The following is a 21,800-nucleotide window of genomic DNA, read 5'->3' on the forward strand; positions in this document are numbered from 1 at the left end:
ACAGCTTTAAAAGGGTAAGGTTTTGTTTGATATAGAGTTTTATATTTTTTCATATATATTACGAAAAATTAATTTTGTTTACCTAGTAGGATGAAACCCAAACTCGCGTAGTATTTAACTTGTCAAGACGACATAGCTTAACGACTAAGCTACCGCCAAGGATACGGAATAGGCAACATAGCAGATGCTAGCAGGAAGCATAAAGGACAAGTTAAAAAGGATGCAAGGACGAACTAGGAAGTGCATGAGGCGCTTAGTAGTTGGAACTACTTAAGGATATTTACGGATGAGGCTACAGGAAGTAGCAGGAGCGTTAGTTTACGCAGGATGGCCAAGGTGGCAAGTGGAAAATGCAGGATGTATTTAAAGTGGCAGGAGCTACTTAAAAGGATGACCAAGGATGATGCTACAGTAAGTAGCCAAGCGTTAGTTTACGTGGTTTAGCCAGGGTGGTTATGGATTTTGCAGGATGCAATGTTGAGGGTAAATAGGGTTGTTTACTCGTTCAGGGGATGATAATACGGATTTTGGGTCAAGGATAACGGGCAGGATGCTGTAAGAGTGGGGCGTAACTTTTGTTACGCCTTAGTTTTATGTATTAATCTATTTATTAATTTCGCTTTAACCCCACTTTTTTAACATTTATTGTTAAATTTTGTGTGGCGGCACAACAACGCTTTTTAGCATTTCATTTTCCATAATTAAAATACCTTGATAGGCATTTTCGCCATCACTTGAAAACTCAAACATGAATTCGCTTTTGATCCCAGGTTTGCCATTTTTTAAAATGCCAAAGCGGCGTTTTGTGCACGCTACACTCATTAACTGAACCTGTAATTGCTCAGCTTGGCGCGCAGCATGACTGTTAGCAGCTTCTGCTACTTTCCGGTTTAGCCAAAATAAGTATATTACAGCGCCAATAGCAATAAACGTCCACAAAGTAGCCATTAAGAGAACAACCTTCCAATTGCGCGAGCGAGCGTTTCGCTGCGATTTTCTTTACGTAATAAGCCTAATAAGTGTGGGCGTATAGTGGGTATTGCAACTAAATCAGCAAATATACTCGGAAATAGCTCGGCAATTTGCTGGTGGTGCGCACAATTATCCATAAAAATATGTAAGCGCTCTGGCTCTTCTAGTTGAGTAAAGCATCGCCCTGCAATCGTTAAAAGTACGTCAGAATCCGTGCCAACAGATGAGTTTAATGCAGTATCTATTAGTTGCGTACACAGCCCTTGCGCTTGGCCTTTAGAAAGCGAGCGCAGTGCGGCGGTTAGTGCAATAGTATCGTTATTTTCAATGGCTGTTTGGCCATAGGCGACTAAAAGCTCACTGAGTGATGGCGGTATTTCAACATGTTCAAGCATGGCGCTCAAAGGCTGTAATACTTCAAGTGGTAAATGCGGCCAGGCTTTTTGCAAGTTTGCTAAGTTGTTGTCGTTATTTAGGCGCAGTGCAAAATCGGCAATTCCTTGTAGCGCTACGCTTTGCCAATCATCAAAACCTAAAGCGCCACTAAAGTACAGTTGCGTGTGTTCGTAATATTTAGAGGCTGGCTGTTTTAACAATACTTTAAGTTGGGCGTTAAAAGCCGCTAATTTATTTGCATTTGGGGTAAACACATACGGGTTATTATCTAGCTTACCATCGGCTTGCTCGCCAGTGATTTCGCTACCTAGGGCTTCAATAACCATATTAGCGAAATGATCGCGGCTCGCGCTCACTAATTTACTTTGCTCATCAAGTGGAAACTTTAAAAACCATACATAAGGTTCTTTACTTGCTTTGCTATCCCAAAATTGAATAGCGAGCCATGCATGCCCCGCAAGCGGATAAGGATAAGGAACTTGCGCTTGCTCAATAGCTAAAAATTGTTTTTTATCAAGCTTAGTAATATGCCTACCAATATCAAAAGCACGCCATTGTGTACCGGCGCCATCTAAAAGTTGGCCAAGTGTCGCTATGTGTTCGCTCATCGTTATCTCAATTGTTTTTACTGCAAAATTGCCTCAATTATACGCCATAGCAGGCATTGAGGGAACAGGGTATAATTGCCCTATAACGTAAAAAGAAGAGTGGTTATGTATCAGCAAACACAGGCTTATTTAAACCAATTAAGCACCCTTTTAAAAAAACATAAGCTGTGGCAAAGCACGCCAATAGAGGCGCACAAATTACAATCTCAAGTGCCTTTTTGTCACGATACCATGGCATTTGAGCAATGGTTACAGTTTGTATTTATTGAAAAAATGCAGCAATTAATAACGCTTAATCAACCATTGCCGCAAAATTTTGCCATTGCGCCTATGGCAGAAATGGCGTTAGTAGGTAAAACCGGCAGCGGTGAAATTATAACGCTACTTAGTGAGCTTGATGCATTTTTAGGTAAACGTCATGACTGAAAAGGGAGAACCTGTAGAGTACGGCGAACTTAATATTCTCTACCAAGACGAACACTTTGTTGCCATAGATAAGCCCGCAGGCTTATTGGTCCATCGCTCTTTTTTAGATAAACACGAAACTCAGTTTGCAATGCAGATGCTGCGCGACCAATTAGGGCAACATGTATTTCCGGTGCACAGGCTAGATAGACCAACATCGGGCGTGTTGTTATTTGCGCTAAGCTCAGAAGCGGCTCGTGATATGAATCAGTTATTTATTGAAGGCACGATTGCAAAACGTTATTTAGCCCTTGTACGTGGTTTTGCGCCTGAATCGGTGTTTCTAGATAAACCATTAAAAGAAGAGCTTGATAAAATAGCTGACAAATTTGCTACGCAAAATAAAGCGCCACAAGCGGCGCAAACACAATTTAATTGCCTGCATCAAGCTTCGCTACCCATTCCTATTGGTAAATACCCCACGGTGCGTTACTCGCTCGTAGAGTGTTTTCCAAAAACGGGGCGAAAGCATCAAATTAGGCGCCACCTTAATCATTTATCAATACCTATTATTGGTGATGTAAACCATGGTGATAACCAGCATAATCAATTTTTTAGGGAGCATTTTGCACTGAGGCGGTTAATGCTATTTGCAACGCAGCTTAGTTTTGTGCACCCTTATACGCATAAACCCATCGTAATTAAAGCGCCACTAGGTGAAGACATGCTTAGTATATGTAAGCAACTAGGTTGGCCACAGCAAGAAAAGGATTATTAATGGCACATATTAGTATTTTTGTAGGCAGCGTTAACGGCGGTGCAGAACGTTTAAGTTATGACGTTGCAAATACAATTGAAAAAGCGGGGCACACTGCGAGCGTTATTAATGAGGCCTCACTTGATGATATTAAAAACGCCTCACATATATTAGTTGTTACCTCTACCACAGGGCAAGGCGATGTACCAAGCAACTTAGCAGGGCTCTACTTTGCTATGAACAGCACATTTCCGATGCTAACTGATAAGCCATTTGGTGTTATAGCCATGGGCGATAGATGCTACGGCGATACGTTTTGCGGTGCAGGGCGCAGCTTTGATGAGCTACTACGTGACTTGCAAGCTAAGCCGGTAGGAAACCGTTTGGAAATAGATGCCTGCGAAGATTTCGAGCCTTGGCCTGTAGCAGAGCCGTGGTTAAAAATATGGCTTGAAAAATTACCTGCTTAGTAAACTGCTTTATACCAATGCGCATAATTAAGTGATCTATTTTGAGGATGGATAAACGTGTTGATAGCAAGGCAAAAAGTTCGCGATTTAGTTGTTCTCGGCAATTGCTCCTGCATTGCTCTACCTTCTGCATCCATGCAGTCGTAAATGAGATTTTTTTAACGCAGATAGTGACACGTTTAGTCCCTGAAAATGATTAAGTATTATTGCGGATTGGTATTATATTTACAAAACAAAAAAGGAGCGCATGCGCTCCTTTTAAGTATTTATTAAACAGTGGGTTAACTACTTCTTACATCAACTTTAAGCTTTAACTTTTGACCCGGTTGTAAATACTTTTGGCCGGCTAAGTTATTCCACTTAATTATTTCGCTTACGGTTAAATTAAATTTAGAGGCAATACGTGCAAGCGAGTCACCACGGCGTACTTTGTAGGTAATAGTACGATTGGTACTTGCAGTTGCTTGTGGTTTACTCGCTGATTTATAAACAGTAAGCTTTTGATTTAATTTAAGTACTGCATTTTTCTTCAACTTGTTCCACGAAGCCAGTTCATCCATAGTGACATCGTATTCGCGGCTAATGTCCCACAGGGTGTCGCCACTTTTAACTGTATGCGACAACTTAGTACGGGTGGCTTTATTAGCAGCTAAACGCATTTGCTTAGGTAAATGTTCGCTATTAATTGCCCCATCGGTTAAGGGGACTAATAACTGTTGGCCAATACGTATGGTGTTTGACTTTAATTTATTAAGCGAACGAATAGCACTGGTGCTGGTGGTAAACTTTTTAGCAATAACCGATAGGCTATCACCGCGCGCCACTGTGTATTGTTGCCAGCGTAGGCGGTCTTTAACATCGGTTTGCGCCAGCTTTTGGCTAAATTGTTCAGCTTTATCGGTGGGTAATAGTAAAAAGTGCGGGCCGTTAGGGTCGGTCGCCCAGCGGTTAAAGCCTGGGTTTAACCTGTATAACTCAGTAAGGGTCATATCGGCCATATCTGCGGCAAGTGCTAAGTCAATCTGCGTGCCTACATCAACCACCTCTACAACTTGCGCGTTAATAACTGGTTTCCACTTTACATTAAACTCATCAGCACGTTTTAATAAATCGGCAAGAGCTAAAAGCTTTGGTACATACGCGGTGGTTTCGCTTGGTAAATCTAAAGACCAAAAATCGGTAGGTAAATGCTTTTTACGATTTTTCTTAATCGCACGCATTAAGCGCCCTTCGCCCGAGTTATAAGCCGCTATGGCGTTTAACCAATCGCCTTCAAGGGTTTTATGTAAATACGATAAGTAATCAAGGGCAGCACGCGTAGATTGCACTATGTCGCGTCGGCCGTCATACCACCAGTTTTGTTTTAAATCAAAACGCTCGCCCGTTGCTGGCATAAATTGCCAAATACCCGAAGCACTGCGATTAGAGTAACCAAATGGGTCAAACGCACTTTCTACAATAGGTAAAAGGGCGATTTCGATAGGCATTTCGCGCTTTTCTACTTCTTCAACAATAAAGTGTAAGTAAGGTTCTGCGCGTTTTGAAATGCGGTCTAAATAAGCTTGATGACGCGCATAGTAATTACGCTCGGTAACAACAGGGCGGTTTTGCGGTACATCAATAGACAGTTGGTAGCGAATGCGTTCCCACACATCATCAAAAACGGGGGCGTCTTCGCTCTGCTCAACGTGTTGATATTGCTCGTTTACCATCAATGCATTGTTAATATCGTTAGGGCTTGCGCCTTCTAAGCGCTTATTTGCTTGGGTAGCAGCTTGTGCGTCTGAATCTACGGTTGTTAATGTTTGACAACCACTTAGCGCAAGCGCCAAGGCAATTAATAGAGGAGATTTATTCATATATACCAATACATCAGGTAAAAAACTCGGCGAATACTACCCGTTATGAGTCAACATTGCCACTTAACGACCAACTTTAACATGCTGATAAAACCATGCGCTTTTTTTAAACCCATGGTTTTACTTAGCTCAAAGCTAAGCATGATGCTGCAAAATTAATTACAACAGGTCAACATATCTTAACTAAAAGTTGTCTTTGAAACGTCTCAGACTAGCAAAGTTTTCCCATGGTTCATTGTTTTTTGTAACCAGTATAAATTCTCTTGGGATTAACTCTGTAATAGTAGGTAGGTCACTGCGCATAAATGGGTTAATTTTAAGCTCTTGGCCTATTGTACTTGGCAGTGTTATTTCGCTCTTATTGCGCTGCGCATCTACTTTATCGCTGTATTGGAGTAGCTCAGGGTTACGCGGCTCAACGGCTTTTGCAAATGCTAAATTGGCTTGTGTGTATTCATGCGTACAGTACACTTTGCAGGTTTTAGGTAGCTCACGCAGCTTATTAAACGACTCCCACATTTGCTCAGGCGTGCCTTCAAATAATCGCCCACAGCCCCCACTAAAAAGCGTATCGCCTGTAAAAGCCAACTCTTCGTGAATATAACAAATGTGATCAAGGGTATGGCCAGGGGTGGTAATAATGTTAAAACGCGTACCCAATACCTCAATGCTATCGCCATCAACCAGTGTATTGGTGATCCCCGCAAACGGACTGTTTATAGGGCCGTACACTGCAATGTTTGAAAACTGTTTTACAAGCTCGGCTACGCCACCGGTGTGATCGCTATGATGGTGGGTAATTAAAATGCCACCAAGTTGTATGTTATGCTCTGCTAAATGCGCCATAACGGGCTGGGCGTCGCCTGGGTCAACCACCCATGCTAGGTCGCTATTATGGGTAGTTACACACCAAATATAATTGTCAGAAAATGCTTTAATTGCTTTAACTTGCACCATATTAATTTGCTCTATAAAGTGACGGGTAACACCTAGTATAACGAGCTATAAAAATGAAACCAGCCCTTAGTTTTCAAGAAGGACCCAAACCGCTGTCATGGCAGCAGTTCCCTCATGGGGATTATTTACGTGCTGACATTGAACAAAAAATGGATCAATGGCTGGGGCGTATGTTTGGTTACCATATGCTTAAATTAGGTAATTTAAGTGGCGAACTTAATACCAGCGTAAGCACTATAAAACACCAAGTATGTGTTGCCGAAAAGGGGCCTTACACAGGTGTAATAGCCGATATAGACGAACTGCCTTTTTATGAGCACAGTGTTGATGCGTGTATTTTAAGTCACTGCTTAGAGTATCACTCAGATCCACACCACATATTACGCGAGGCACACCGCACGCTGATACCCGGTGGATACATTGTTATTACCGGGTTTAATCCGTTTAGTTTATGTGGATTGGCGCAAATGTTGCCCTTTAGCGGTCAAAAACTGCCGTGGACAGGGCGCTTTTTTACGCCTGCACGGGTAAAAGATTGGCTAAACTTATTAGGGTTTGAAATTATTAGTGATGATCGCTTTATTTACTCATCCCTTGCACGGGGTAACAGGCTTTCGCGGTTTGCGTTTTGGCGCAGTTTTGCCAAACAGTATTTAAAACCTATGGGGAGTGTGTATATGTTGGTAGCGCGAAAACGTGTGGCTCCGCTTACGCCTATAAAACCTAAGTGGCATGCAAGGCCACAGTTTTCACCCGTAAAAGGGGCTGGGCTTAGGCAAACCTCAAAGCAGCACTTTAAGCAGTGTGAGCAAAAAAATAATAATAGTTAATGGGTGCGTATGCACTTTTTAACTAACCCCTTAGCTTTTTGTTCACGCCACTAAAAAGTACCAAAGCTTTAACGGGTTAAGGCTGGTACCCTACATCGTCAAGCAGGTTGCTACTGCTTGCGGCGTCACGGGCTAAATCGTCAACTATTTCGTTATATTTATGCCCACTATGTCCCTTTACCCATTTCCATGTAACCGTATGCTCACTGCAAGCGCTATCAAGGCGTTTCCACAAATCAACATTTTTAACAGGCTTCTTCGCCGATGTTTGCCAGCCTCGTTTTTTCCAATTTGCAATCCACGACTCAATGCCTTGCTTAACATATTGGCTATCTGTAGTGAGGTTAACGATGCAAGGGCGGGTAAGTGATTCAAGGGCAACAATGGCCGCTAGCATTTCCATACGGTTGTTTGTGGTGAGCTTATAGCCTTGGCTTAATTTTTTTTCGTGGCCGTTATAAATCATAAAAATACCATAACCACCTGGGCCCGGATTACCTAAACATGAGCCATCGGTGTAAATCTCTACGGTTTTTTGCACTGTTTTACCTTGATATTATGTACAATAAAGTGATTATAGAAAGATACCAGAGTCAGGCTAAATTCGATATGGCACGTAGACAAATAGTTTTAGATACAGAAACCACCGGCATCGACCCCAAACAGGGGCACCGCATTATAGAAATTGGGTGTGTAGAATTAGTAAACCGACGTTTAACCGGTAATAATTTTCATGTTTACATTAACCCACAACGCAGCATAGAAGAAGAAGCGATAGATGTTCATGGTATTACCAACGAATTTTTACGTGACAAACCACTTTACCGCGATATAGCGCAAGAGTTTTTTGACTACATTAAAGGTGCAGAGCTTGTAATACATAACGCCCCGTTCGATGTGGGCCACATGGATAACGAATTTGCATTGCTTAACCAAGGCTACCCAAATACCCACGATTACTGCCAAGTTCTCGACACCCTTAAAATGGCGCGTGACTTGCATCCTGGTCAAAAGAACAACCTAGATGCTTTGTGCCGCCGTTACGATATAGATAACGCAAAACGAACATTGCACGGCGCATTACTGGATTCTGAAATTTTAGCCGATGTTTACCTAGCCATGACTGGCGGGCAAACCAAGCTAAACTTAAACCAAAATAAAGATGACGGCAGCGAGCAACAGACTGGCGGCATAAGACGCTTAAGTAGTGACAGAGCACCTTTGGTTGTATTGCGCGCAAACGATGCAGAGCAAAGCGCACACGAAGCACGACTAGATCTTGTAAACAAAGAAGGCGGCCACTGTTTATGGCGCGCTGAATAAGGCTAACTATGAAAACGATGTATTTTATAACTGTACTGTGCGCTACCTCGCTGTTTAGCGCCAGTGCGTTTGCGGTTAAGCAAGTAGAGCTGCTTAAACGCGATGGCCAACAAAATGAAATACCGCTGCTAGATAACCGTTTTCGTATAGACAGCCAATTAGACGAAATAACCTTACTATTTTTTAGAAAGCCAGGTTCGCCTGCCGTTATTTTAGTCAGACCTGATGGTAGCAAGTATTTTGCTACTAACGCAGTTAAAGATCCTAACCTCGATTGGTTTGATGAACTTAGTTACGATTTAATCACCATAAAAAAGCCCATGGCTGGCCCATGGCAAGTTATAGGCCGCATTTTGCCCGACAGCCGCATTGTAGTGCTTGGTGAAGTGTCTTTAAAAGCGCAGCCGTTACCCCCTATGTTGTTTAGAGGTGAGACAATAAAAATAACGGGCGAAATTTTAAATGATGATGAGCCTATTGATGCTAACTTATTCACAGAGGTAGTAAGCCTTAACGTTGACTTTGTGAGTACCAACGATGAAAGCTATGCAAACTTTGGTGCAGGCATTCAAGAGGTTGCAGAATTTAAAGACGATGGCCGCGGCTTTGACGAGCGCCCTAGAGATGGCGTATTCACAGGTGAGTTTAATTTAGACTTTCCTGCAGGGCAGTGGACGCCAGAACTCTATATAGCGACTCCTTTATTACAGCGACGGATAGTGCAAGACCCTATTATTGTGCATGAACCGCCATTTAAATCTGAAATAGCACTGGCAGAGCAAGATATCGACGATCACCTGCTAACTATTAATATAGATAGCAGTATAGTCAAACCCAACACCGTCATTGTGCAGGGGAAAATTTATTACCCTAATAATGAAGAGCAAATGTTTACCATTGATGCGCAAGCGGGTGATACACGCCAACTGGCAATTAAAAACTATGATTGGGGAAGATACAGCGTTGAACTGTCTGTTTTTGGCACTAATATAAACGGGCGTGAGTTTATGGCCACAATACCAACGTACAAATTCGAGATAGAAAGACCCATAGAAGCAGTGCCTGAAATAGACCCTGCTACGCTTATTGATCAAAACCTCCCCCTAGAGACTGAGCCTGTAGAAGAAAAAATGGCCACTTCTACATTAGTGATTTTAATCTTAGGCTGTAATTTACTCATTTTATTGATAGGGTGGTTAGCAATTCGTATTTTTGTACAGAATAAACCGATTAAATTTAAAGTTAAGCTTCCTTTTTTAAAGAAAAAGAAAGCAGCTGATGACGAAGTTGCCAGCGCGGATAAAAATCAAGTCGGCCAAAATGGCTCAAAAAGTGATAAATCAGGTGAAATTTTAAACCTTTCGATGTCAGATGACTAAAAAACCTGTAAAAAAACAAAAAAGCCCTTGACGAAGTAGGGGCTGATTCGTATTATTCACGCCGCTGCAAAGGGAGACCTAAGCAGAAACGAAAATGCGGAGTGGTAGTTCAGTTGGTTAGAATACCGGCCTGTCACGCCGGGGGTCGCGGGTTCGAGTCCCGTCCACTCCGCCAATTTTCGACAATTTGTAAGTAGACGCTGGAGTGGTAGTTCAGTTGGTTAGAATACCGGCCTGTCACGCCGGGGGTCGCGGGTTCGAGTCCCGTCCACTCCGCCAACACTTACACAACATATGGTTGTAAAACATATTCTTATTATGGAGTGGTAGTTCAGTTGGTTAGAATACCGGCCTGTCACGCCGGGGGTCGCGGGTTCGAGTCCCGTCCACTCCGCCAATAAGAAAAAATAACAGTTTAAATATGCGCTGGAGTGGTAGTTCAGTTGGTTAGAATACCGGCCTGTCACGCCGGGGGTCGCGGGTTCGAGTCCCGTCCACTCCGCCACTATTTAAACAACGTTATGTTACAAAATTTGTATGCTGGAGTGGTAGTTCAGTTGGTTAGAATACCGGCCTGTCACGCCGGGGGTCGCGGGTTCGAGTCCCGTCCACTCCGCCAACAAATTTAGTAATGACAAGTAAAATGATATCTCTGCGGAGTGGTAGTTCAGTTGGTTAGAATACCGGCCTGTCACGCCGGGGGTCGCGGGTTCGAGTCCCGTCCACTCCGCCATTTGATATCGTAATAAAATTAGTAAGTGCATTACCCCATGCACATACCACTGCGGAGTGGTAGTTCAGTTGGTTAGAATACCGGCCTGTCACGCCGGGGGTCGCGGGTTCGAGTCCCGTCCACTCCGCCACTTGTTATTTCCTCAATAACAAGCAATAAATAATTTCCTTATTAACTAATCTAAATATAATTTTTTATCTGCTATCTGCTATCTGCTATCTGCTAAAAAATCGACTACTTAATGCTAACCTGCTAATATTCCTGCCTATTCTTTAATATTCAGCTTCTTATATCTGCATGAATAGCCAAGAATCTAGTCTCACTTTAAAAAAGGAAGCACTAAAATGAGCACACTAGGTCAACAATTAAAGCAGCTTAGAAATAATAAAAAATTGAGCCAACCTGAATTTGCAGAACAAGTGGGGATAGAACAGAGTTATTTATCAAAACTTGAAAATGATAAATCAATTCCCTCGAATGAAATATTTAGATCTTTATTGATTGCATTAGATCTTTCAATTGATGAGTTTATGAAGCCGCTAGTATCGAGTCACGATAAAGCTAGGCTGATGCAAATACCCGATGTAGAAGTGTGGTTTAAAAGTAAAGCTGTAAAGAGTTCTGCTGCACAGCGAAAAATTATATACCTCGCTATGTTTTTGATTGCTTTTGGCTGTGCACTATTTTATGCAGGCCATAAAAATTATGTGTTTAATGAACGTTTTTATGAGTATCGCTCAATTGGAATTATTAAAAATGATGAACCACTCAATGTTTTCAATCATTGGAAAGATTATATAATAGATCCCAGTGTTGAAAAGCGTACAGCAAAACTTAAAGAGATGCTTGCTAGGCGTGTTGAACTTTTTAAACTAATGGATGAATATATCGGTGAATCATTTATCGAAGAAGTGACAGATGGTAAACGTGTTTATACAACAAATGCTGTCCCACGCTACATATCACATGCAGGTAATACCTGGCTTGAGTTTATTGGATTATTTGCAGCTGTTTTTGGTTTAGTTCTGGCGGTATTAGAACCAAAATTAACGCGTCACCCATAAAAAGCTGTATGCGACCAAGCACACAGCTCTTATATTAATTTTAGCCCATAGTTGTATGGGCTTAAGCGCTATTTTAGATAGGTATCTAAAAAGTTTAAATAGGCATTAGATGCACTAATACGATTTTCTTTTTTAGTAAAACCATGGCCTTCATCTTCAAACAATACATACTCTACTGGTACGCCATTGGCTTTGACTGCGGCAACGAGTTCATCGCTTTCAACTTGTAAAACGCGCGGATCGTTAGCGCCTTGTATTACCATTAAAGGTTTTGTAATATTTTTAGCATGAAATAGTGGCGATATAGCCCGGTGACGCTCACCATCTGTTACAGGGTCGCCCATTTCATCGTATAAGGCCTTTTTAAAACTCTCCCACCATGGTGGAATTGAGTTAAGTGTTCTTACCCAGTTAGTCACCCCAAAAATATTAATACCTACTTTGAATTCTTCTGGTTCAAAGGCAAGTGCAGCTGCGGTCATAAACCCGCCGTAACTACCTCCCATAATGCCAATTTTTTCGCTATCGACCCAATCTAAACTTTGAAGATGCTTTTTACCGTACACTATATCTTGTAAGTCATCTGTGCCGTGCTTTTTATCATCCAAATGAAAAAATGTTTTACCGTACCCTGAACTACCCCGGTTATTTACGGCAAAAATAGCATAACCATGATTAACTAAATGTTGTAGCATTGCTCTATAACCAGTACGGCTTTGCCCACCAGGGCCGCCATGCACCCACACCAGCGCAGGTACTTTATTGTTTCTATTGGCTTGTTTTGGTTTATACAACACGCCTGGAACTTCTAAGCCATCAAAGCTTTTAAAGCGAACGATAGTGCTCTCTACTAAGTCGCTTTGATCTATATCTTTACTTAGTGTGTTGGTAAGCTGCTTAGCGTTATTATTACCCACTTGCCAAACAAATAAATTACTTGGGGATGTGTCAGAGTTCAAATAAAACGCCATGGTTTTCTCGTCACTTGAGAAATTTACACTGCGTAAATTACCATTGGGTAGGGTGGGCATAGCGACTTGTTTACCTGTACGAGTATCTAAAATAGTTACTTTAGTACTGGCATCGGCATTTACTCCACTTACTTGGTAGCGTCCAGACTTAGAAAAATAAATAAAGTTTACGTCCCATTCATCTTCTAAAGCCGGTGTATGTTTGCCTGTGGCTAATTCATAGCGCCACACTTGTGAAAACTCACCTTTTGCGTCCGTAGAGTAGTATAAATATTTACCGTCAGTAGAGAAGGTTTCAGGTGTATATTGTGCGGGACCATCATGCTTAGATATAAGTTGTGGTTTAAGGGATTTTTTATAAGTGTCGAGAATGTATGTATCACTGTCTTTATTGGTATTATTTTTAGATAAAGCAATAAAGCGTCCATCAGGGCTAATGGCGCCAACATCTAATCCGAGTTCATTTTGATAAACAGGAGACATTTCATAGGTTTCACTATCTACGCGATATAAATCCATAAATTTAGCATCACGCTGATTGCTGGTGATAAAAAATTGGCTGCCATCTTTTGTAAAACCTGCAAAGCCAGCTCGTGTTTCATCGCCAGGGGTTAAATCTTTGATTGAACCGTCAACTTCACGCACGTAAATATGGTAGCGCTCGTTACCGCCTGAGTCTTTGGTAAATAATACGCGCTCATCATTAGGGAAGTAGCGTACAGGGTAGGTACTGTCTTTAAAATTGGTTAAGCGTTCTTTACTGCCTGTTTTAACATCGACCTCATATAAACTATAAATACCGCTTTCATCGCTACTAACTAAAACTTTATCACCACTTGGTGAAAAACTACTGCCCATAATAGAGGTGGTGTCAAAAAAAGTTTTTGCGTCGTAGGCTTTTACTTGTTGTGCTTGCTCAGTTTTCACAGTGCTAGAGACTAAAATAGTAGATTGATTGCAACCCGCTAATGCAAGAGATACAGCACAGGTAATACAGGCAAGTTGGAGGGCTTTTTTCATAGGTACATTCCTTGGTTTATAGTTATGTTTTCATTTAGAAGTGTTAACCGAACGTTTTTCAAACGCAAGTATTTATGATATGCAAATAGTAATAAAGTGTTACAAACCATAAATCGTTTTTATATAAGTATTCGCTATAATGATAACTCGTTGAAAAGTGAGTATTTATGATAGAAGTCATTGGGTTACATAAACAGTTTGCTGAAAACATATTGTACAATGGTTATAACGTGCGATTCTGTGCACCTAAAATATGCATCGAGGCACCTAATGGCCAAGGGAAAACCACGCTATTGATGATGTTAGCGGGGCTTGAGACTTACGAAAGTGGTGAGCTTTTGTTTTCTGGAAACGCATTAACCGAACCACATAAGCAAGTTGCTATAGCCTCCGACAGTATTGCTTTACCCCCCTTCTTAACAGCAAAGCAAATAATTAACTTATCTTCAAATACATTTGGCTGTTGTTGGCCAACAGCTATAGTTGATGGATTTAGTTTTAATGAATTTCTAAATACACGCTTTGACGCCCTATCATCAGGTAATCAAAAGAAATGTCAGTTAATTTTAGCGCTTATGCGCGATGCACCGTATTTACTGTTAGATGAACCCAGTGCAGCGCTTGATCAAGCGAGTATTGAGTATTTATTAATTTTACTTGATAAGTATTTAATCGATAAGCCAAGCGGACAGATAATTATAACCTGTCACGAACCTGCACCATTTATTAAACATAGCTTTGAGTGTATGCCTTTATGATTGCAAATTTAAAACAATCGATTGGCCAATATCGCTCTTTTATGGATTATCGTTTTCAGGCATACAAGACTGAACTTACACAATTATTATTACAACTGAAAAGCTTTGGGCTGTTATTTTTAGTGGTGTTAGGCTCGTCAATACTAGGTTTAATATTACTACTATTTTTAGGGCTTGGAAAAATTATTGATAGTAGTGATGCACCTCAATATGGTGCGCAGATGGCTTGGCTGTATTTGTTGCTACAAAGTGTAATGTTAAGCGCGATGAAGTCCGCAATAAAAAACTCTGCCCAACGAGCGTTTCAACAAACATTAGTAAAGCCGTATTGGCTTGGTTTGATGGATATAAAGCTTTTGCTGTTAAGTCATGGCTGGTTGATTGCAAGCCTTGTTATCGCGGTTGATCTGAGCATAAACCAGTGGCTCAAAGTGCCGCATTTTTTGGTGTTTATACTATTACAATTTATCCTCGGCATTTTATGTTTATACAAACCATTAGCGCTTGTTTATGGATTTTTGTTATCCGCAATATGGCTAATGCTACCGTTTGATGTAACTCCACTGATTTATCAGTGTGGCTTTGTGCTGTTATTTGCCTTAAGTACCTCAATGGCACCTTTTAATTTTGCAGCTAAGTTAGATCTGAGCTCACTTACAGGCTTTTGGCTAATGTTTTTTATACATAACAGTTGGACTTTGATTTGGCGAGGAGCTTTATTGTTGTGCGTATTTATGGCATCTGAGGTATTACTACAAGAGCGCGCTAATTTAGCTGTTATATTCAGTATTTTGTCACTTGCTTTTGTGGTGTTGTTTAGTAGCTCATTACAATTTGATTGTAGTCGTCTACATCAGCAATATAGTGTATTTTTTAAAATGCAGAATAAGCAAACGGCATTTTTTATTGGCCAATTTTTTCCTAGTATAATTGTGCTCTTACTATCGCTTATTGTTTTTTTTGCTTTATACAACCAAGCAAGTGGTTTGTTGCTATTAAGTGGTATTGTTTGGTGCTTATTGCAACAAGTTATAGCACAAAAAAAACCAGCGCATTATGCGCTGGTTTGGATGATCACAACAGGCGGGCTGTTGGCTACGTTAACCTAACAGGCTAAGCGGCATCTGCTTTTGTTTCTTCGCTTTTACGTGCGGCTTTACCTGCTAATAAATCAGCGGGGTCAAAGTCATCTACGTTAATCACATCTAAACGAGCTTTTTCTACAGCAGTTAACTTGTCAGCTTCTGCTTGGCTTAATATGCCAGCTTCAAGGCCCATTTGCGCTACTTTATCAAGTTGGAAGAATGGCAGTTTAATGCCTTTTTCTTTACATACTCTTTCAAATAACGGCTCTACAGCAAGTACATCTTTAAGTGTTTGCTCTTGACGGCCCACAAGATTAAGTGGCTCGTCTTTTAAGTAAACATAGCTTGCTAAACGATTACGCGTTTCGCTTGGTACTTGTAATAGTTGTGCTAGTTTATGCTCAAGTTTGTCGGTCGGTTTACGAACCGGGCGACCAAACGGGAATAACAATACTTTTAATACACCACGTAGTGGGGCAGATGGCATGTTATTAATTAAATCAGCAAGGGCACGTTGGCAGTGGTAAAGGTGATCCTGACAGCTCCATTTTACTAAAGCTAAATCTTCTTGTTTACGGCCTTCGTCGTTATAACGTTTAAGCGTTGCAGACACTAAGTATAAGTAGCTTAGTAAGTCACCTAAACGTGCAGAAATACGTTCTTTACGTTTAAGCGAGCCACCAAATACCGCCATGCTAATGTCAGACATAAGCGCAAGTGATGCACTAAAGCGTGACGCTATACGGTAAAACTCTGCGGTGTCGTCTTTATACGGTACGCTAGTAAAACGAGCACCGGTAAGCGCAAGCCACTTAGTACGTACAAGGTTAGACATAGTAAAGCCAATGTGGCCCATTAGCGCTTTATCAAATACGTTAAGCGCTTCTTCGCGGTCTTCAATTTCACACGCACCAAGCTCTGTTAGTACAAATGGATGACAGCGAATTGCACCTTGACCATAAATAATCATATTACGGGTCAAGATGTTGGCACCTTCTACTGTTATAGCAATAGGGGCACCTTGATAGCCACGACCTAAATAGTTATTTGGCCCAAGCATAATCCCTTTACCGCCAAGTACGTCCATTGCATGAATGGTCGACTCGCGCATTTGCTCAGTAAGGTGATATTTAATAATAGCTGAAACAACCGATGGCTTTTCACCTAAATCAACTGCACCGGTAGACATGCTAACAGCTGCATCTGAGCTGTAAGCGTAACCTGCAAGTTTAGCCAGTGACTCTTCAACACCTTCCATTTTACCAATAGGTAAGCGGAACTGACGACGAATACGGCTGTATGCACCTGTCGCTACGGCAATTGTTTTAATGCCACCGGCAGAGTTTGACGGCAATGTAATTGCACGGCCCACCGATAAACATTCAACTAGCATGCGCCAGCCTTGGCCGGCCATTTCTGGTCCGCCAATAATGTAATCAAGTGGTACAAATATATCTTTACCGCGAGTCGGGCCATTTTGAAATGGTACGTTAAGTGGAAAGTGACGACGTCCAATTTCAACACCAGGCGTGTTAGTTGGAATAAGTGCACAGGTAATGCCTGGCTCTTTGTTGTCGCTTAGTAAACCATCTGGATCTTGTAGTTTAAAGGCAAGACCAAGTACAGTAGCCACAGGAGCAAGGGTAATGTAACGTTTGTTCCAGGTAAGGCTAATACCTACTACCTCTTCACCGTTCCATTGTCCTTTACACACAACACCATAGTCTGGAATTGAGCTTGCATCAGAACCTGCTTCTGGCGAGGTTAATGCAAAACATGGAATTTCTTGGCCTTGGGCTAAGCGCGGTAGATAATGGTTTTTTTGATCTTCAGTACCGTAGTGTTGTAATAATTCACCCGGACCTAATGAGTTTGGTACACCTACAATTGAAGAAAGCAGTGTTGATTTACTGGTTAACTTTTGCAAAACACAAGATTGTGCAAACGCAGAAAACTCTAAACCGCCGTATTCTTTTTTGATGATCATGGCAAAGAATTTATTATCTTTTAGGTATTGCCATACATCTTGTGGAAGGTCGGTAAGCTCGTGTGTTGCTTCCCAATCATCTAGCATGCTACATACTACTTCTACTGGGCCATCAATAAAGGCTTGCTCTTCAATAGTGAGCTTTGGTACTGGGTATTGGTGTAGCTTTTTCCAATCTGGGTTACCACAAAATAAATCAGCTTCCCACCACGTAGTACCGGCATCGATTGCTGACTTTTCAGTGTCAGACATGCTTGGCGTTACTTTTTTAAAGGTAGTAAAAATCGGCTTGATTATATATTGCTGACGAATGCCAGTAACAGAAAGAGGCACTGCGATGATCAAAAAGATCAACCAGCTAATTAAACCAAAAGCACCTGCAAAGGTACCAATTAATAATGTTGCGGCAGAAACACCAAGTGCTGTGTTCCAACTCGCTCTGTGGTAAACCGCGATGCTGAGCAGTGCGATTAAACCGAGTGTAAATATGAGTGTCATTGCTTATTCCTTAATAGAGGTCAGACCACCTCAGTTAGAGTAGCGCTAGTGAGCGTAAGTTTCAAGTACATTACAGCGTTAAATTAACGACAAACTCGCTATTTTGCATATCATTATTCCCTTTATAAGGAACGAGCATACACCACTGCTGTGTTTAATTCAGTCATAGCGATTATTTTAGCGCTAAAAATCAGTAAATCAGCTAGCCAAAAAAGTTTTTTTAAGTAAGTATATCTGTTGTAGCGAACAGCAAAGTACAGCGCTATTTATACGTATTTTTTAAGGGTTAGTTTATTAATGTGTGAATTACTTGGCATGTCGGCCAACGTACCAACGGATATTTGTTTTAGTTTTTCAGGTTTATTAGAACGCGGTGGTAATACCGGCCCGCATAAAGATGGCTGGGGTATTACGTTTTACGAAGGCAAAGGCTGTAGAACCTTTAAAGATCCTGAACCGAGCTACCAATCAGAAATTGCCAAATTGGTAAAAGCCTATCCCATTAAAAGTGTGTCGGTCATTAGTCATATTCGCCAAGGAAACCGTGGTCGAGTGTGCCTTGAAAATACCCACCCGTTTACCCGCGAGCTTTGGGGGAGGGAGATCACATATGCACATAATGGCCAGTTATCTAACTATCACGATTTAAAACCAGAGTATTATCGCCCAGTGGGCAACACCGACAGTGAACTGGCGTTTTGTTGGCTGCTTGATAAAATTCGTGAAAAATACCCTAAACGTCCCTCCAATATGGCCTCTGTTTTTAGATACGCTGCAAAGCTTTCGCATACGCTGCGTGAAAAAGGCGTATTTAATATGTTATTGACCGATGGCGTATTTGTATTGGCGTATTGCACTAATAACTTACATTACATAACGCGCCGTGCGCCATTTGGTAAAGCTACATTAATTGATGCTGATATGGTGGTTGATTTTAACGAAGAAACCACACCAAACGATATAGTTACAGTAATAGCTACACGGCCATTAACTAACGATGAGCGGTGGCAAAAAATGCAGCCAGGGGAGTTTGCGCTATTTAAAATGGGTGAGCTTATTTAGTTAAATAGCTCAAAAGCAATCACAAAAAAACGCGATATAAAATCGCGTTTTTTTGTGATTGCTATCACCGTGTTTACGGCGCTTCTGATCTTACTTCGCTGGTTTCGTTTACTGGAATAGAAACAGGTTGGGTAACAGTAAATGAATTCATTTGAACTTCAAACTGCTCCATGCCTTTTTCACCTTTCCACATACGTACTAGCATGTAATCCATTTCTGGCGCAAACCAAGCAAGAGCTTGTCGTTTATCGTTATCGTATAAACGTTTTACTTTTATCGCTTCTACGTTACCAATTGGCAGCGAAATCATTTCCTTGCCAACCACTTCAAAATTGTAGTCGCGGCGATTGCCCTTTTTATCAATAAGCGGAAACGAAAAATAAGTTTCGCCTTTTTTTAAGCCTTCGCGTACTTGTACTTGATATGAAATAGCATCTTGAAATTCGTCAGTCCATTCGCATTTTAGCGGGTATTCGCTAGTGCTGCTGGTTACCACCTTGTTTTGTGTATCAAAGTCTATTTTATAATCTTTATCTGGGCCGGTGCCGGTACGCACCATATTGTAATGATGAGGGGTAACTTTGTTATTTAAAAAAGTAAATACAGAGGTTTCTTCTCGCTTATCAGAGAAAATCATCCACTCAATATTGCTGTGATAAGTAAGTTGATACGTTTGCTCGCCAACTTTTTTAAGCTCACGTACTGCCTCGCCATGATTTTTACCTTTGCGTAAAATATCATAGCTTGCTTGATACTGGGTTAATTCGCCTGCAATTAGGCTAGTAGGAAGTAAAGCGCCCACACATAACAGCAGGGCACTTATTTTTTTATTGTGGGTAGTGCGCGCCGTGTGCAGGAAGTTGTTTTTCGTCAAGAACTGCATAATCTGCTTCCATAGTAAGTCGTTGTTCACTGAACCATTTGACCACCAAAGGATAAATTATATGCTCTTGCTCGTGCACGCGTTTAGCTAATGTTTCTGCTGTATCATCCTTGAGTACAGGTATTTGCGCCTGAAGAATAACCGGACCGCCGTCTAACTCTTCAGTTACAAAGTGAACACTTACGCCATGAACATCGTCTTTTGCATCAATTGCTCTTTGGTGGGTATTCAGCCCCTGATACTTAGGCAACAAAGATGGATGAATGTTCAACATTTTTCCAACATATTTTTGCACTAAGCTAGGAGTAAGAATACGCATAAACCCAGCTAATACAACTAGATTCGGCATAAAAGAGTCAATAACGTTCATTAATTGCGCATCATAGGCCTCGCGCGAGTCAAAATCTTTGTGACTGAGCACTTTTGTAGCAATACCTGCTTGTTTTGCTCGCTCAAGGCCGTAAGCGTCTGCTTTATTACTTATTACAGCCGCTATGTGTCCGTTTATTTCGCCGCGCTCACAGGCATCAATAATGGCTTGTAAATTAGAACCACTACCCGATATTAATACCACTAAGCGAATGGGTGCCATTACTTAGCACCACCTACAATTTCAACTTGCTCTTCGCCAGGCGCCGCATCGTGAATTTCACCAAGGTGCCATGCGTTTTCGCCAAGCTCTTTTAAAATACTTAAGCTTTGTTCAAGCGCATCGCCTGGTACTACTAATACCATGCCTACACCACAGTTAAATGTACGGTACATTTCGTGCGTAGTAATATTGCCGTTTTCTTGCAACCAGTTAAAAACGGTTGGCCACTGCCAGCTATCACCTTTAACTACTGCTTTTGCAGAATCGGGTAATACGCGCGGAATGTTTTCCCAAAAGCCACCGCCAGTAATATGCGATAGGGCATGCACGTCTACTTGCTTAAATAACTCAAGTAAAGGTTTAACGTAAATACGGGTTGGCTCAAGTAAGTGCTCGCCTAGTGTTTTGCCGTCAATAACTTGGTTCGTATCGGCGTTTGATACTTCAAGCACTTTACGAATTAAAGAAAAGCCGTTTGAGTGCGGACCGCTAGAGGCAAGGGCAATAAGTTGATCGCCGGCTGCTACTTTTGTGCCATCAATAATTTTAGATTTTTCTACTACACCGGTACAAAAACCGGCCATGTCGTAGTCTTCACCATCGTACATACCTGGCATTTCAGCGGTTTCGCCACCAATTAGCGCACAGCCCGAAATTTCACAGCCTTTACCAATACCGGTTACTACATCGGCTGCTGTGTCTACATCTAGTTTACCTGTTGCGTAGTAATCTAGAAAAAACAGGGGTTCAGCGCCTTGTACTATTAAATCGTTTACACACATTGCAACTAAATCAATACCAACAGTGTCGTGTTTTTTTAGGTCGATAGCTAAACGTAGTTTAGTACCTACACCGTCAGTACCTGCTACTAGTACTGGCTGTTTGTAACCTTCTGGAATTTCGCAAAGAGCGCCAAAACCACCAATTCCGCCCATTACTTCTGGACGACGCGTTTTTTTAACTACGCCTTTAATACGCTCAACAAGTGCATTACCAGCGTCGATATCTACGCCCGCATCTTTATAGCTTAATGACTGTTTTTGTTCGCTCACAGGTTTTCCTCAAATAATTGCTTGGGGTTGCTTTTCGATAGCTTAGAAACGCGCGTATTTTACAACAATTGCAACTGCGCGGCTAGCTCAAATATAGTTTTGAAATAATTAACAAGGACACTTGTCCGCTATTCGTTTG

At 41.4% G+C, this 21,800-nt stretch carries 20 protein-coding genes and 7 tRNA genes; 17 read left to right on the top strand and 10 right to left on the bottom strand.

From position 1 onward, the window contains the following. Positions 1-648 precede the first annotated feature (648 nt). Positions 649-948, bottom strand: coding sequence for a DUF3301 domain-containing protein (locus QUE46_RS05950; RefSeq protein WP_004585972.1), 300 nt, complete (start codon positions 946-948; stop codon positions 649-651). Next, positions 948-1,976, bottom strand: a complete 1,029-nt coding sequence (locus QUE46_RS05955; RefSeq protein WP_286246726.1) for a DUF3549 family protein — start codon at positions 1,974-1,976, stop codon at positions 948-950. Before QUE46_RS05955 ends, QUE46_RS05950 begins: the two co-directional genes overlap by 1 nt. 105 nt (positions 1,977-2,081) lie before the next feature. Here QUE46_RS05955 and QUE46_RS05960 point away from each other — a divergent pair, with 105 nt between their 5' ends. The 3 genes from QUE46_RS05960 to QUE46_RS05970 are packed head-to-tail and all read left to right on the top strand — an operon-like array spanning position 2,082 to position 3,608. Further along, positions 2,082-2,402, top strand: a complete 321-nt coding sequence (locus tag QUE46_RS05960) for a YqcC family protein (protein WP_286246728.1) — start codon at positions 2,082-2,084, stop codon at positions 2,400-2,402. Further along, positions 2,395-3,159, top strand: coding sequence for a tRNA pseudouridine(65) synthase TruC (truC, locus tag QUE46_RS05965; RefSeq protein ID WP_286246729.1), 765 nt, complete (start codon positions 2,395-2,397; stop codon positions 3,157-3,159). Before QUE46_RS05960 ends, truC begins: the two co-directional genes overlap by 8 nt. Then, positions 3,159-3,608, top strand: coding sequence for a flavodoxin (locus tag QUE46_RS05970; RefSeq protein WP_286246731.1), 450 nt, complete (start codon positions 3,159-3,161; stop codon positions 3,606-3,608). Before truC ends, QUE46_RS05970 begins: the two co-directional genes overlap by 1 nt. Positions 3,609-3,889: 281 nt before the next feature. Here the strand turns inward: QUE46_RS05970 and QUE46_RS05975 are convergent, their stop codons facing one another. Further along, the gene (locus tag QUE46_RS05975) at positions 3,890-5,467 is read right to left on the bottom strand and encodes a LysM peptidoglycan-binding domain-containing protein (RefSeq protein ID WP_286246733.1); all 1,578 of its coding nucleotides are present in this window, start codon (positions 5,465-5,467) and stop codon (positions 3,890-3,892) included. Between the two features lie 183 nt (positions 5,468-5,650). Further along, positions 5,651-6,424, bottom strand: a complete 774-nt coding sequence (gene gloB / locus QUE46_RS05980) for a hydroxyacylglutathione hydrolase (RefSeq protein WP_286246735.1) — start codon at positions 6,422-6,424, stop codon at positions 5,651-5,653. Positions 6,425-6,477: 53 nt separating this feature from the next. Here gloB and QUE46_RS05985 point away from each other — a divergent pair, with 53 nt between their 5' ends. Continuing rightward, positions 6,478-7,254: a class I SAM-dependent methyltransferase gene (locus QUE46_RS05985; protein ID WP_286246738.1), complete on the top strand. Its 777-nt coding sequence runs from the start codon at positions 6,478-6,480 to the stop codon at positions 7,252-7,254. Between the two features lie 76 nt (positions 7,255-7,330). Here the strand turns inward: QUE46_RS05985 and rnhA are convergent, their stop codons facing one another. After that, complete coding sequence (gene rnhA, locus QUE46_RS05990) at positions 7,331-7,795, bottom strand: ribonuclease HI (RefSeq protein ID WP_286246741.1); 465 nt, start codon at positions 7,793-7,795, stop codon at positions 7,331-7,333. 68 nt (positions 7,796-7,863) lie between these two features. Between rnhA and dnaQ the strand changes: the two genes are divergently transcribed. The 10 genes from dnaQ to QUE46_RS06040 all read left to right on the top strand — a co-directional run bounded on the left by dnaQ (position 7,864) and on the right by QUE46_RS06040 (position 11,753). Next, on the top strand, positions 7,864-8,577 hold the full coding sequence (gene dnaQ, locus QUE46_RS05995) for a DNA polymerase III subunit epsilon (RefSeq protein ID WP_286246743.1): 714 nt from the start codon (positions 7,864-7,866) through the stop codon (positions 8,575-8,577). An 8-nt stretch (positions 8,578-8,585) separates the two neighbouring features. Further along, positions 8,586-9,956: a TIGR03503 family protein gene (locus QUE46_RS06000; RefSeq protein WP_286246745.1), complete on the top strand. Its 1,371-nt coding sequence runs from the start codon at positions 8,586-8,588 to the stop codon at positions 9,954-9,956. Between the two features lie 98 nt (positions 9,957-10,054). Then, positions 10,055-10,131: transfer RNA gene (locus tag QUE46_RS06005), tRNA-Asp, on the top strand. Positions 10,132-10,158: 27 nt separating this feature from the next. Further along, positions 10,159-10,235: transfer RNA gene (locus QUE46_RS06010), tRNA-Asp, on the top strand. A 41-nt stretch (positions 10,236-10,276) separates the two neighbouring features. Beyond that, a tRNA-Asp gene (locus QUE46_RS06015) sits at positions 10,277-10,353 on the top strand. A gap of 31 nt (positions 10,354-10,384) precedes the next feature. Next, positions 10,385-10,461, top strand: a tRNA-Asp gene (locus QUE46_RS06020). Positions 10,462-10,498: 37 nt separating this feature from the next. After that, a tRNA-Asp gene (locus QUE46_RS06025) sits at positions 10,499-10,575 on the top strand. A gap of 37 nt (positions 10,576-10,612) precedes the next feature. Next, a tRNA-Asp gene (locus tag QUE46_RS06030) sits at positions 10,613-10,689 on the top strand. Positions 10,690-10,742: 53 nt separating this feature from the next. Then, a tRNA-Asp gene (locus QUE46_RS06035) sits at positions 10,743-10,819 on the top strand. A 214-nt stretch (positions 10,820-11,033) separates the two neighbouring features. Then, on the top strand, positions 11,034-11,753 hold the full coding sequence (locus QUE46_RS06040; RefSeq protein WP_286246747.1) for a helix-turn-helix domain-containing protein: 720 nt from the start codon (positions 11,034-11,036) through the stop codon (positions 11,751-11,753). A 68-nt stretch (positions 11,754-11,821) separates the two neighbouring features. Here the strand turns inward: QUE46_RS06040 and QUE46_RS06045 are convergent, their stop codons facing one another. After that, a complete protein-coding gene (locus QUE46_RS06045) occupies positions 11,822-13,744 on the bottom strand; it encodes a S9 family peptidase (protein WP_286246749.1) in 1,923 nt (640 codons plus the stop codon). Between the two features lie 167 nt (positions 13,745-13,911). Between QUE46_RS06045 and QUE46_RS06050 the strand changes: the two genes are divergently transcribed. Beyond that, positions 13,912-14,502: an ATP-binding cassette domain-containing protein gene (locus QUE46_RS06050; RefSeq protein ID WP_286246750.1), complete on the top strand. Its 591-nt coding sequence runs from the start codon at positions 13,912-13,914 to the stop codon at positions 14,500-14,502. Further along, complete coding sequence (locus tag QUE46_RS06055; RefSeq protein WP_286246752.1) at positions 14,499-15,611, top strand: DUF6136 family protein; 1,113 nt, start codon at positions 14,499-14,501, stop codon at positions 15,609-15,611. Before QUE46_RS06050 ends, QUE46_RS06055 begins: the two co-directional genes overlap by 4 nt. 4 nt (positions 15,612-15,615) lie before the next feature. Here the strand turns inward: QUE46_RS06055 and fadE are convergent, their stop codons facing one another. Further along, complete coding sequence (gene fadE, locus QUE46_RS06060) at positions 15,616-18,072, bottom strand: acyl-CoA dehydrogenase FadE (protein ID WP_286246754.1); 2,457 nt, start codon at positions 18,070-18,072, stop codon at positions 15,616-15,618. Positions 18,073-18,369: 297 nt separating this feature from the next. Between fadE and QUE46_RS06065 the strand changes: the two genes are divergently transcribed. After that, the gene (locus QUE46_RS06065) at positions 18,370-19,134 is read left to right on the top strand and encodes a class II glutamine amidotransferase (protein WP_286246756.1); all 765 of its coding nucleotides are present in this window, start codon (positions 18,370-18,372) and stop codon (positions 19,132-19,134) included. 73 nt (positions 19,135-19,207) lie between these two features. Here QUE46_RS06065 and QUE46_RS06070 read toward each other — a convergent pair whose 3' ends face one another. Genes QUE46_RS06070 through purM form a run of 3 tightly spaced genes read right to left on the bottom strand, consistent with a single transcriptional unit; the run spans position 19,208 to position 21,661 of the window. Further along, positions 19,208-19,945 (bottom strand): DUF3108 domain-containing protein, encoded by a 738-nt coding sequence (locus QUE46_RS06070; RefSeq protein WP_286247684.1) that lies wholly within the window; start codon positions 19,943-19,945, stop codon positions 19,208-19,210. 16 nt (positions 19,946-19,961) lie between these two features. Then, positions 19,962-20,609, bottom strand: a complete 648-nt coding sequence (gene purN / locus QUE46_RS06075) for a phosphoribosylglycinamide formyltransferase (RefSeq protein ID WP_089347262.1) — start codon at positions 20,607-20,609, stop codon at positions 19,962-19,964. Further along, positions 20,609-21,661: a phosphoribosylformylglycinamidine cyclo-ligase gene (gene purM / locus QUE46_RS06080; RefSeq protein ID WP_286246760.1), complete on the bottom strand. Its 1,053-nt coding sequence runs from the start codon at positions 21,659-21,661 to the stop codon at positions 20,609-20,611. The genes purN and purM overlap by 1 nt, the downstream gene beginning before the upstream one ends. Positions 21,662-21,800: the final 139 nt, after the last annotated feature.

This window comes from Pseudoalteromonas sp. MM1 (assembly GCF_030296835.1).
Taxonomy (GTDB): Bacteria; Pseudomonadota; Gammaproteobacteria; order Enterobacterales; family Alteromonadaceae; genus Pseudoalteromonas.

What these genes read in the sequence shown, in the direction of transcription:
- QUE46_RS05950 (WP_004585972.1), bottom strand. Translation starts at nt 948, where the DNA reads ATGGCTACTTTGTGGACGTTTATTGCTATTGGCGCTGTAATATACTTA.
- QUE46_RS06050 (WP_286246750.1), top strand. Translation starts at nt 13,912, where the DNA reads ATGATAGAAGTCATTGGGTTACATAAACAGTTTGCTGAAAACATATTG.
- QUE46_RS06055 (WP_286246752.1), top strand. Translation starts at nt 14,499, where the DNA reads ATGATTGCAAATTTAAAACAATCGATTGGCCAATATCGCTCTTTTATG.
- purN (WP_089347262.1), bottom strand. Translation starts at nt 20,609, where the DNA reads ATGGCACCCATTCGCTTAGTGGTATTAATATCGGGTAGTGGTTCTAAT.
- gloB (WP_286246735.1), bottom strand. Translation starts at nt 6,424, where the DNA reads ATGGTGCAAGTTAAAGCAATTAAAGCATTTTCTGACAATTATATTTGG.
- QUE46_RS06000 (WP_286246745.1), top strand. Translation starts at nt 8,586, where the DNA reads ATGAAAACGATGTATTTTATAACTGTACTGTGCGCTACCTCGCTGTTT.
- QUE46_RS06045 (WP_286246749.1), bottom strand. Translation starts at nt 13,744, where the DNA reads ATGAAAAAAGCCCTCCAACTTGCCTGTATTACCTGTGCTGTATCTCTT.
- fadE (WP_286246754.1), bottom strand. Translation starts at nt 18,072, where the DNA reads ATGACACTCATATTTACACTCGGTTTAATCGCACTGCTCAGCATCGCG.
- QUE46_RS06040 (WP_286246747.1), top strand. Translation starts at nt 11,034, where the DNA reads ATGAGCACACTAGGTCAACAATTAAAGCAGCTTAGAAATAATAAAAAA.
- QUE46_RS06065 (WP_286246756.1), top strand. Translation starts at nt 18,370, where the DNA reads ATGTGTGAATTACTTGGCATGTCGGCCAACGTACCAACGGATATTTGT.
- QUE46_RS05975 (WP_286246733.1), bottom strand. Translation starts at nt 5,467, where the DNA reads ATGAATAAATCTCCTCTATTAATTGCCTTGGCGCTTGCGCTAAGTGGT.
- dnaQ (WP_286246743.1), top strand. Translation starts at nt 7,864, where the DNA reads ATGGCACGTAGACAAATAGTTTTAGATACAGAAACCACCGGCATCGAC.
- QUE46_RS05985 (WP_286246738.1), top strand. Translation starts at nt 6,478, where the DNA reads ATGAAACCAGCCCTTAGTTTTCAAGAAGGACCCAAACCGCTGTCATGG.
- truC (WP_286246729.1), top strand. Translation starts at nt 2,395, where the DNA reads ATGACTGAAAAGGGAGAACCTGTAGAGTACGGCGAACTTAATATTCTC.
- QUE46_RS05955 (WP_286246726.1), bottom strand. Translation starts at nt 1,976, where the DNA reads ATGAGCGAACACATAGCGACACTTGGCCAACTTTTAGATGGCGCCGGT.
- QUE46_RS05960 (WP_286246728.1), top strand. Translation starts at nt 2,082, where the DNA reads ATGTATCAGCAAACACAGGCTTATTTAAACCAATTAAGCACCCTTTTA.
- QUE46_RS05970 (WP_286246731.1), top strand. Translation starts at nt 3,159, where the DNA reads ATGGCACATATTAGTATTTTTGTAGGCAGCGTTAACGGCGGTGCAGAA.